This is a genomic window from Halocynthiibacter namhaensis (assembly GCF_000812685.1).
Taxonomy (GTDB): domain Bacteria; phylum Pseudomonadota; class Alphaproteobacteria; order Rhodobacterales; family Rhodobacteraceae; genus Halocynthiibacter; species Halocynthiibacter namhaensis.
Genome location: NZ_JWIF01000005.1, coordinates 1 through 10,018, shown reverse-complemented (window position 1 = coordinate 10,018; position 10,018 = coordinate 1). Strand labels below are relative to the sequence as shown.

Genomic DNA, 10,018 nt, shown 5'->3' with positions numbered 1-10,018 from the left:
ACACTGGCATTGAAGCCGTTGTTTTGGACAGCCACACACCAGTCACTGCAGAAGCTGTTGAAATCTTTGCAGATCTCGCAGCAGAGGCAGGCACCGGCATCGAAACCCAATCAAACCCAGTTGTTGGTGTAACGGCGTCTTCCAAAGGCGGCGTGAACCCGGTTGCCGCAGCTTGGTTCGCAAGCCAATTGGCATCTGAAGACGCATCAGATCGCAATTAAGCCCAAGAGATACCACGACGAAAAAGCCCCAGAGAGCGATCTCTGGGGCTTTTTGATGTTTGATTTAGATGCGTTGAACTAGTTCGTTTGGCTCAGCCAATTTAGAATTTTCTCTTCATCCGGTTCGATGAATTCGGCAACGTTGCCCGAGAACTCGATAAATGCGTCTTCGTTCAATCCATTGGTGCCAACCAAGACGAAGGCCCCGCTGCCAGCGGCTTCCCCAAGCAGTTCACGAAAGCCTTTGCCTTCTGCTTCCTGCTTGCCAAATTTATTCAGCAAGAAAACGTCATATCCACTGGGCATACGTTGTTCGACGTCCGCGATGGCTTCGGCCATGGCTTCGGGATTTAGGCGGCAGCCGCGGCTGTCTTTGCCAAGGTTTTGAGAAATACGAATTTTCCGACCACCGGAGAGCACCTGCACATCCATATCACAGCGTCGGCAATCGCCACGGTCAGAGTTTATCTGAACAATGCCCATACAGCGTTTGCCTGCGGCCTCAAGTTTGTCAGCAACGCCTGCAAGCAAAAGGTCGAGTTCGCCATGGCCAGATTTTTTAGTGTATCCGATTTTCACGGGGGACCTCATGTGTTTGGGCATTGGTATTAGCCCCCAACTTTCGGTTCCGGGGCGGGAATGTCAACCAAGGATCGTCATGCTGCCGGATGTATGCTGTTATCATGTGGGCGCGGTTACGGTGTTATCGCATCTCGTCGTGTGATGATGTCCCGAGCATTGCAAGAATATGTGCTCTTGCGGAGGCGTTAAGGGTTGTGTCGCGTGAGATGAAAACAAGATCCCGCGTCAGTGACGGACCGGGTAGATCAATGATATGAAATGGTTTATCAGGCCATCGTTCCAGATCTGGCCGGGGCAAAATCGTGTAGCCAATGCCGTGTGACAGACATTCGATGATCGGTTCGACCATGTCAAATGTGATCCTGGTGTTGGGCTTATGGCGGGCTTCGCGCAACCATCCGTCAATGTGGCGACCGATGCCTCCGGCGGGCAGGAACTGTAGGAATGGCAAGGTATTTGCCAATTCGGACAGGGGCACAGTTTCAAAACCATCGGGCAAGGCAAGGGCCATGCTTTCTGTGCAAATGCGATCTCGGCGTATCCCTTCTGGCAGATCCTCATCCGTCACCACCGCGCATTCAAGTCTGCCCGACAGCACGGCCTTGGCCAATGGCACAGAGAGGCCCGTACTGGTTTCGAATGTTGCGCTGGCTGCATCGGTTTGCGCCCGTTTAAGAAAGCCAGGCAGCAGACGCACACTGGTCGTGGGGACAAACCCAATCCGATAAATGCCACGTAAGGCGTCGCTGCCATGACTTAAGGCTTCTATTCTGGCCCGGGCGTCCAGGATCGTTCGGATATCGGGCAGCAAAGCGCGTGCTTCTGGTGTCATACGTGGTGGGCGGGCCGATCTGTCGAACAACTTCTGTCCGAGACTGTCTTCCAGAGCTTTCATTTGCATAGAGACCGCTGGCAATGTCATGTTCAATGCCCCGGCCGTCAGAGAGAACGACCCTGTCTCCGAAATACTTAACAATGTGCGGAGGCTACGAATATTCATATTAAATCCTGCTGAATGTATGGTTAATTTATATTCGTTTGTGTTGAATATCAAGCCCGGATAACGATTGGATAACCGTATAAAGGATACCCGATGTCTGATCTGTCTGCCGCGCCGTCACCCATGACGCAAACACCTTATTTGGCCGCCGCACAAGCCTTGGGACCAGCGCTGGCCGCGCGTGCTGGGACATGGGATGAAACCCGTGAGTATTGCCATGACAACATCCCAGATCTTGTCGCGGCCAACCTCATGGGCATGTCGATCCCACGTGCATATGGTGGGCAAGGCGCAAGCTTCTTAGAGGTCGTGGATGTGGTCGAGGAAATCGCGCGCCATTGCACTTTAACCGCGCGCATCATTGTCGAAGCGAACATGGGTGGGATCAGTGCTGTGATGGCTTATGGCACTGAGGAACAAAAGAAATTCTGTGCGAAATACGTGCTTGCGGGCGACAAACCTGCGATTTGCATCACCGAACCTAATGCGGGATCGGCGGCGACGGAAATGACCACGGTGGCACAGAAAACCAACGGCGGCTATCGCATGAATGGGGTGAAACACTGGATCACGGGTGGCGGGGTGTCTAAGCTGCATTTGGTTTTCGCGCGTGTATTAGACGAAGGTGGATCTGATCTTGGGATTGGCGGCTTTTTGGTGCTGCATGACCCCGAAAATGGCGATGCCTGCGCGGGATTTTCCGTTGTGCGCCGTGAACGTACCATGGGGCTTTGCGGCATGCCCGAAGCCGAGTTGCATTTTAACGATGTGTTTATCGCGGACGATATGGTCGTCAGCCCGCCCTCTGGGTTCAAGCGCGGTTTTGCCGACTTGATGACCGCCTATAACAGCCAACGTGTCGGGGCGGGTACGATCGCCATGGGGATTGCGGCAGGGGCCGTGGATCACGCAATTCGTTACCTGAAAGAACGTGAACAATTTGGCCGTCCCTTAGCGGAATTTCAGGGCTTGCAATGGATGTTGGCTGATATGGACGCAAAGGTGCATGCCGCGCGCTTGATGTTGCGCGAAGCGGCGCAGACGCTGTGTGGTAAGGGCTTTCCCGACATGCATATGGCGGCGCGCGCAAAGATGTTTGCCTCTGAGAATGCCATTCAGGTTGTGAATGATGCCCTGCAAATGTTTGGCGCGCGCGGATATGGCAGCCAAGAGCCGCTTGAGCGCATGTATCGCGATGTGCGGATGTTCACAATTGGGGGAGGCACCGCGCAAATTCTCAAAACACAGGTTGCGGGTGGATTGCTAGGCATTAAGGTGCCCCAAACCCGTGAGGGATATACGAAATTGGCCGAAAGGGCTGTAAAATGAACGAGATCACCCGCGCCGCAGACCTCGTCGCCCGCCGTTTGTATGAGGCAGGTTGCCGTCATGCGTTTGGCATGCCTGGCGGCGAAGTGTTAACCATGGTGGATGCGCTGGAACGTGCTGGCATCAAATTCATCCTGTGTAAGCATGAAAATGCGGGGGGGTTCATGGCCGAGGGCGTGCATCACGTCACTGGCGCACCGGCTATTTTGGTCGCGACTTTGGGGCCTGGCGTGTTGAACGGCGTCAATGTAATTGCCAATGCGCACCAAGACCGCGTGCCCATGATTGTGCTGTCTGGCTGCGTGGATGATGACGAAGCACTGACCTATACGCACCAAGTCTTGGATCATCAGGCGGTGCTGGGTGAAATCACTAAGGCAACCTTTAAATTGACCGCAGAAGGCGCTGATATTATTGCGGATAAAGCGGTTTCAATTGCCATGGCACCGCGTCCTGGTCCGGTGCATATTGATGTGCCGATCTCTGTTGCCGATATGGAAGTCACGCCCAAGCGCCTGCGTCGCCTTGCGCCTGCGACCCCGGTTGTGCCCGCTGGACCAGACCTTGCGCAGGCGCGTGACTGGCTGGCCAACGCTAAACGCCCGGTGATTATTGCTGGTCTTGATGTGCTGACGGAAGGGTCACACGCGGATCTGCAAAGCTTCGCTGAAACCCACAATATCCCCGTGATCACCAGCTACAAAGCCAAGGGTGTATTGCCGGAAAATCACCCGCTTTGTCTGGGTGGCGGCGGGCTTTCGCCGCGTGCGGATACGGTTCTCGTGCCCTTTGTTGAGGCCGCTGATCTGATCATTTGCGCGGGCTATGACCCCATTGAAATGCGTCCTGGCTGGCGCGAGATCTGGGATCCTGAACAGGTCAATGTGATCGACATCGCCCCCGTGATGAATGACCACTATATGCATCAGGCGACGGTGAACTTCATTGCCCATACTGGTGAAAGCCTGAAGGCGCTGGGGCAGGGTGTTGAGCCAGTCCAAACCTGGGTCGATGGCGAGATTGCGGCGGCGAAAGCGGCGTTGGCAGATTTGTTTGGCACCTCCGAGGCTTGGGGGCCGGCCGCCGTGATCGCAGAATGTCGCGCCGCGATGCCTGAGGGCACGATCGCCACGGTGGACAGTGGCGCGCATCGAATTTTGCTGTCGCAGATCTGGGAATGTGATGGTCCGCGCGGGCTTTTGCAAAGCTCAGCGCTTTGCACCATGGGCTGTGCTTTGCCCTTGGCGATGGGGGCGAAATTGGCAGCACCTGAGCGCCAGGTCATCAGCTTTTCGGGCGATGCGGGCACATTGATGTGCGCGGGAGAACTGGCGACGGCGGCGGAACTTGGGGGCAATCCAATCTTTGTGGTGTTCGTCGATGCGGAATTGGCTTTGATTGAGCTGAAACAACGCGGTCGCCAGATGGCGAAACATGGGGTTGCCTTTGGGCGTCATGATTTTGCGAGCCTCGGGCGATCCCTTGGTGGGCAGGGCTACCGTGTGACAAATCGTATTGAGTTGCGCGCCGCCCTTGAGGCCGCGAAATCTGCTGATACATTCACTGTGATTGCCGCGGAAATTGAAGCGCGCGCTTATGATGGAAAGATTTGATTATGACTGAAAATCAATCACATGGCCCCTTGCATGGCTTAAAGGTTTTGGATCTTTCACGTATTTTGGCAGGCCCGACCTGTACCCAGCTTTTGGGCGATATGGGCGCGGATGTTATTAAGATTGAGAACCCGGCAACCGGCGGCGATGATACGCGCGCATGGGGGCCGCCCTATGTGGAAATGGCGGATGGATCCGACAGTGACATCAGCGCCTATTTCATCTGTGCGAACCGCAACAAACGCTCTGTTGCAGTGGATATCGCAACGTCTGAGGGGCAGAAAATCATCCGTGATTTGGCGGGTACGGCGGATGTGTTGATTGAGAACTTCAAGCCGGGATCCCTTGCGAAATATGGGTTGGATTATGCGTCTTTTAAGGATGAACTTCCGGGCTTGGTCTATTGTTCGATCTCGGGTTATGGCCAGACCGGTCCGAACGCCAGTAAACCGGGTTATGATCTGATGGCGCAAGGGTATGGCGGGATCATGTCTTTGACGGGTGAACCCGAAGGCGACCCCATGAAGGTTGGTGTCGGCATCGCGGATGTCATGTGCGGCATGTATGCGACCACGGGGATTTTGGCGGCTTTGCGTCATCGCGATGCGACCGGGGAAGGGCAGCAGATTGATATTGCGCTGGTGGACAGTCAGATCGCTTGGCTGATCAATGAGGGCGTGAATTACCGCGTGTCTGGTGAACTTCCCAAACGCCGCGGCAATGGTCACCCCAATATTGTGCCCTATAAAACCTGTGCAGCAAGTGACGGGCATGTGATTTTGGCTGTCGGAAATGACACACAGTTTCAACGCTTTATGACGTGGCTTGGGCTGGGTGAGCAGGCGGATGACCCGCGTTTTGCAACCAACCCTGCGCGCCTTGAAAACCGAGATGCGTTGTATGCACTGATTGATCCCGAGATGGCGAAACACCCAATGGCTGAGATTATTTCCGGGCTTGAGGCGATTAAGGTGCCTGTTGGTCCGGTGAACACATTGTATCAGGTGATGACAAGCGACCAGGTTGCTGCGCGCAACATGGCACCGGGTCTGGCGTCCGAGGATGCTGCTGATGGTGTGATCCCGGTGCTGGGTAACCCTTTGAATTTCTCTGCAACCCCAGTCACTTACCGACGCGCACCGCCGCGTTTTGGGGCGGATACGGACGCGATTTTGGCCGAACTCGCTGCGGATCAGAGCAAAGATTGAACATGAGGTTGCGCAATTTTCTGTTGCGCAACCGATCACCTTTGGATCAATCCACTTTGATTTCTTGGCGCTGAGTTCCGCCATCCAGATCATAGATCACAATGCTTTCGCCATCCTCAGATGTTGTCACCACTGCGAACCAGTCGCTGCCGCGCGTATAGGCCGTGGCGGTTGAGCCATCGGGCAGGGTGATTTGATCGGGCAGGGCGAATGCGGCGTTTGATTGCGTTAGCCGCGTGACAAGCAGGAAAATGATCACTACAACGCCCAGGATCATCACTCCGGTCAAAATCGTGACCAGGGCTTTCAAAAACTTCAGGCTGGCGGGCAATTCCGTTTGGTCTTCAGGTAGGGCATCAGACATGCAGGATCTTTCTCAGGATATCATTGAGGTCGTGATTGCGGAGAACCCTCCGCCGCGTCTTGATAAAGCGCTTGCCCGCGATGTGCCAGAGGAAGCTTGCCTGTCACGTTCGCGTTTAACGAAATTGATTGCGGAGGGCGCTGTTTCGCGCGCGGGAGTTGTGATCACCGATCAAAAGGCGAAAGTCGCTGAAGGCGATGTCATGTCTATTGCCGTGCCTCAGGCTGTGGACACGCATTTGCTGCCCGAAGATATCCCGCTGGATGTGTTGTTTGAAGATGACCACCTGATTGTGGTGAACAAACCTGTGGGCATGGTGGTGCATCCGGCGCCCGGATCGCCCTCGGGCACTTTGGTGAACGCGCTGTTGCATCACTTTGGTGGCGAATTATCAGGTGTCGGTGGCAAGGCGCGCCCCGGCATTGTGCACCGGATTGATAAAGATACATCTGGTTTGCTGGTGGTTGCCAAGACCGACAAAGCCCATCAGGGCCTTGCGAAACAGTTCGAAAAACACACGGTTGAACGCCATTACCATGCGATGGTTTATGGTGTGCCCGATGCGTTTGACCCGCGTTTGCGCGGCGTGAAAGGCGTGAACTTTGAGACCAGCAACATCATGAAAATCACCACCATGTTGGCACGTCACAAACATGACCGCCAGAAACAACAGGTGATCTTTACCGGTGGGCGTCATGCGGTGACGCGGGTGCGTATTCTGGAAAGCTATGGCAACCCGGCGGTGGCGGCAAAGGTCGAATGCTGGCTTGAAACCGGTCGCACCCATCAGATCCGCGTGCATATGGCACATGCGGGGCATGGGTTGGTGGGCGATCAAACCTATGGTGGCAAACGCAAACTTGCGGATAAGGCTGTTGGCCCGGTGGCCTCAGCTGCAGCGCGTGCCTTTCCACGCCAGGCGCTGCATGCTGCCAGTCTTGGATTTGTGCATCCCGACACAGGTGAAACCCTACGCTTTGAAGCGCCCGAGCCATCAGATATGCAGGGTCTTGCAGATATTTTGCGTGTGGGTGTGGTGGATTAAACCCCGCTTAGCTTAACGTATCGGGTGCCCCTAGGGTCACCGTCATAGACAAATTACCCATTGGTATCACGGCAATATTAGGAAAGCTCATGGCTCAGAAATCTACCATCTATAAAGTTGAACTTTCCGTATCAGATATGGATCGCCATTATTATGAAACCCACAAGCTGACGGTTGCCAAACATCCGTCCGAGACAGATGAGCGGTTGATGGTGCGTCTGGTGGCTTTTGCGCTGAACGCCCATGAACAGTTGGAAATGACCAAGGGGATTTCGACGGATGATGAACCTGACATCTGGCAAAAAAGCCTAAGCGATGAGCTTGAGCTATGGGTCGCGCTTGGCCTTCCCAGTGAAAAGATTGTGCGTCAATCCTGTGGAAAATCCGATCAGGTGATTGTCTATTGCTATGGCGGCAAAATGGCTGAGGTCTGGTGGGATAAGATTAAAAACAGCACCACCCGTTTTGACAATCTTCAGGTGGTCAACCTGGACGAAACCCAGACCGATGCATTGGCGCAACTGGCCAGTCGCACAATGAAGTTGCAAGTCAATATTCAAGACGGTGAAGTTATGGTCAGCGCGGATGACGCGGTTGTTTATGTCACGCCGGCTCAGTGGAAGAACGCCAATCCATGATCAGCCGCTGAAACGAGATCACCATGACCGCCTTTGACGTTTCAGACAATACACCCTCGAACGCGCAGAATGCATTGCCAGCGCGTGTGCGTGCCTATCTCAGGGCGCTCAGCGCGCAGGAAACCCCTGTCACTTACCAAGCCCTGGCCAAAGCCATGGCGCTGTCCCCACCCAATACGATCCATCAGCTGACCATGGCGTTGGAATGTTTGATTGACGAAGATGCCAGCGCGGGACATCCGCTGATTGCTGCATTGGTGATCAGCAAAGCGCGCGGCGGCCTACCTGCACCGGGTTTCTTTGACCGCGCAGAACGCGCAGGGTGTCTTCAAGGCGCGCCTTCAGAGTTTCATAAAGACGCGTTTGAAAAAGCAGTTAAGTTTTGGTGTGACAACAACACGTCTAAGACAAAGGCATGAGACTTAGCTGCAGTTGAACTGGGGGAAGCCGCCTAAAACAAACGCACATCTCAAAGCCAGCTGTCACAGAATAGGCAAATGTGTGATGTTCAAAATACTCTGGCAGACGGCGAGGATCCAAAGGTTTTGGATCTGCCGTTGGCCTACAGCAAAGGGATCTGTATTGAAGGGAATATTGCGGCGTAGTGCTTTTGGGGTGGCCGAAATTCGCGTGATTGACCGTCCAATGTCTTTTCACTTAACCGTGCATTAAGGCGGATTTGTTAGCGCAGGGACTTGAAAAAGTGCTAAATTGAACTATCTGAAGGTATGTTAAAGGTGTAAACATAAGTTTGCGCAGCGGGGATGTTAAGCCCGCGTTTACAGGACGAGGACCCGACATGAGCAACTATACAAATCTTCCAGCACCCAGCCCGGAACAGGGGTTGAACCGCTATATGCAAGAAATCCGCAAGTTCCCGCTTTTGGAGCCGGAAGAAGAATATATGTTGGCCAAAAACTGGGTTGAGAATGAAGATTCTGAATCCGCCCATAGAATGGTGACGTCTCACCTGCGGCTGGCTGCAAAAATCGCCATGGGATACCGTGGTTATGGTCTGCCTCAGGCCGAGGTAATTTCAGAAGCCAACGTTGGCCTTATGCAGGCGGTGAAACGGTTTGATCCAGAAAAAGGCTTCCGTTTGGCGACCTATGCCATGTGGTGGATCCGCGCCAGCATTCAGGAATATGTGCTGCGATCTTGGTCGCTTGTGAAGCTTGGTACGACATCAGCGCAAAAGAAATTGTTCTTTAACCTGCGCAAAGCCAAAAACCGTATTGGTGCGTTGGAAGTCGGCGATATGCGCCCTGAGAATGTGGCACGGATCGCCAATGATTTAGGTGTGACTGAGAAAGAAGTGATTTCCATGAACCGCCGGATGTCTGGTGGGGATGCGTCCTTGAACGCAACTGTCGGCTCTGAAGGCGAGGGCACGATGGAATGGCAGGATTGGCTTGAGGACGATGACGCGGACCAGGCTGGCGATTACGAAGCCAAGGACGAACTGGACACACGCCGCGCGCTTTTGGCGGAAGCCATGGAAGCGTTGAACGAACGCGAACGCGATATCCTGATGAAACGCCGCTTGGAAGATCAGCCAAAAACACTGGAAGATTTGTCCGGTGAATATGACGTCAGCCGCGAACGTATTCGTCAGATCGAAGTGCGTGCCTTTGAAAAACTACAGAAACGCATGCGCGAACTTGCCCGTCAAAAGGGCCTGTTGGAACAGGCGTGATGCTTGTGTGAGACAACAAAAAGGCAGCCCAAGCAGGCTGCCTTTTTCATTTCCCTATGAACCAGACCGGGTTTATCGGAGACAGTTGAGTTCCTATTCTGCGGCGAGAGTAACAGTGTTCAGGCTGTCATAGAAGTTCCTTTCTGCATGTGCTGGAGCAATGTATCCGATGGGTCCAAAGCGGCGTTCGTGATTGAACCAATGGACCCAATCGAGCGTGGCAAATTCGACGTCTTTTTTGCCTTGCCAAGGGCCCTCATGTTCAATGACCTCAGCCTTGTAGAGGCCATTAATTGTCTCGGCCATCGCATTGTCATAGCTG

General features: G+C 54.0%; 12 protein-coding genes. 8 read left to right on the top strand and 4 right to left on the bottom strand.

What is annotated here, in order from left to right; translation table 11 throughout:
- Positions 1-221: hypothetical protein (locus RJ38_RS19015; RefSeq protein WP_039017015.1), on the top strand; the 221-nt coding region annotated here is incomplete at its 5' end.
- Positions 222-299: 78 nt separating this feature from the next.
- Here RJ38_RS19015 and RJ38_RS00770 read toward each other — a convergent pair.
- Positions 300-800, bottom strand: coding sequence for a DUF2478 domain-containing protein (locus RJ38_RS00770; protein WP_039017014.1), 501 nt, complete (start codon positions 798-800; stop codon positions 300-302).
- 124 nt (positions 801-924) lie between these two features.
- Positions 925-1,803: a LysR family transcriptional regulator gene (locus tag RJ38_RS00765; protein ID WP_082005583.1), complete on the bottom strand. Its 879-nt coding sequence runs from the start codon at positions 1,801-1,803 to the stop codon at positions 925-927.
- A 93-nt stretch (positions 1,804-1,896) separates the two neighbouring features.
- On the opposite strand from RJ38_RS00765, the gene acdA reads away from it, so the two are divergent.
- Genes acdA through RJ38_RS00750 form a run of 3 tightly spaced genes read left to right on the top strand, consistent with a single transcriptional unit; the run spans position 1,897 to position 5,953 of the window.
- On the top strand, positions 1,897-3,132 hold the full coding sequence (gene acdA, locus RJ38_RS00760) for a 3-sulfinopropanoyl-CoA desulfinase (RefSeq protein ID WP_238321614.1): 1,236 nt from the start codon (positions 1,897-1,899) through the stop codon (positions 3,130-3,132).
- Positions 3,129-4,745 (top strand): thiamine pyrophosphate-binding protein, encoded by a 1,617-nt coding sequence (locus RJ38_RS00755; RefSeq protein ID WP_039017012.1) that lies wholly within the window; start codon positions 3,129-3,131, stop codon positions 4,743-4,745. Before acdA ends, RJ38_RS00755 begins: the two co-directional genes overlap by 4 nt.
- Before the next feature lie 2 nt (positions 4,746-4,747).
- Complete coding sequence (locus RJ38_RS00750; RefSeq protein ID WP_039017011.1) at positions 4,748-5,953, top strand: CaiB/BaiF CoA transferase family protein; 1,206 nt, start codon at positions 4,748-4,750, stop codon at positions 5,951-5,953.
- 46 nt (positions 5,954-5,999) lie between these two features.
- Here RJ38_RS00750 and RJ38_RS00745 read toward each other — a convergent pair whose 3' ends face one another.
- Positions 6,000-6,317 (bottom strand): DUF6476 family protein, encoded by a 318-nt coding sequence (locus tag RJ38_RS00745; protein WP_039017010.1) that lies wholly within the window; start codon positions 6,315-6,317, stop codon positions 6,000-6,002.
- Between RJ38_RS00745 and RJ38_RS00740 the strand changes: the two genes are divergently transcribed.
- The 4 genes from RJ38_RS00740 to rpoH all read left to right on the top strand — a co-directional run bounded on the left by RJ38_RS00740 (position 6,316) and on the right by rpoH (position 9,696).
- On the top strand, positions 6,316-7,362 hold the full coding sequence (locus tag RJ38_RS00740) for an RluA family pseudouridine synthase (protein ID WP_039017009.1): 1,047 nt from the start codon (positions 6,316-6,318) through the stop codon (positions 7,360-7,362). The genes RJ38_RS00745 and RJ38_RS00740 overlap by 2 nt on opposite strands.
- Before the next feature lie 89 nt (positions 7,363-7,451).
- A complete protein-coding gene (locus RJ38_RS00735; RefSeq protein WP_039017008.1) occupies positions 7,452-8,000 on the top strand; it encodes a YaeQ family protein in 549 nt (182 codons plus the stop codon).
- A 23-nt stretch (positions 8,001-8,023) separates the two neighbouring features.
- The gene (locus RJ38_RS00730) at positions 8,024-8,419 is read left to right on the top strand and encodes a hypothetical protein (protein ID WP_052245105.1); all 396 of its coding nucleotides are present in this window, start codon (positions 8,024-8,026) and stop codon (positions 8,417-8,419) included.
- A 380-nt stretch (positions 8,420-8,799) separates the two neighbouring features.
- Positions 8,800-9,696, top strand: coding sequence for an RNA polymerase sigma factor RpoH (rpoH, locus tag RJ38_RS00725; RefSeq protein WP_039017007.1), 897 nt, complete (start codon positions 8,800-8,802; stop codon positions 9,694-9,696).
- Positions 9,697-9,789: 93 nt separating this feature from the next.
- Here rpoH and RJ38_RS00720 read toward each other — a convergent pair.
- Positions 9,790-10,018: integrase core domain-containing protein (locus tag RJ38_RS00720; protein ID WP_039017006.1), on the bottom strand; the 229-nt coding region annotated here is incomplete at its 5' end.

Coding starts and splice junctions, on each gene's coding strand:
- acdA (WP_238321614.1), top strand. CDS start 1,897: ATGTCTGATCTGTCTGCCGCGCCGTCACCCATGACGCAAACACCTTAT.
- RJ38_RS00755 (WP_039017012.1), top strand. CDS start 3,129: ATGAACGAGATCACCCGCGCCGCAGACCTCGTCGCCCGCCGTTTGTAT.
- RJ38_RS00740 (WP_039017009.1), top strand. CDS start 6,316: ATGCAGGATCTTTCTCAGGATATCATTGAGGTCGTGATTGCGGAGAAC.
- rpoH (WP_039017007.1), top strand. CDS start 8,800: ATGAGCAACTATACAAATCTTCCAGCACCCAGCCCGGAACAGGGGTTG.
- RJ38_RS00765 (WP_082005583.1), bottom strand. CDS start 1,803: ATGAATATTCGTAGCCTCCGCACATTGTTAAGTATTTCGGAGACAGGG.
- RJ38_RS00735 (WP_039017008.1), top strand. CDS start 7,452: ATGGCTCAGAAATCTACCATCTATAAAGTTGAACTTTCCGTATCAGAT.
- RJ38_RS00745 (WP_039017010.1), bottom strand. CDS start 6,317: ATGTCTGATGCCCTACCTGAAGACCAAACGGAATTGCCCGCCAGCCTG.
- RJ38_RS00750 (WP_039017011.1), top strand. CDS start 4,748: ATGACTGAAAATCAATCACATGGCCCCTTGCATGGCTTAAAGGTTTTG.
- RJ38_RS00730 (WP_052245105.1), top strand. CDS start 8,024: ATGACCGCCTTTGACGTTTCAGACAATACACCCTCGAACGCGCAGAAT.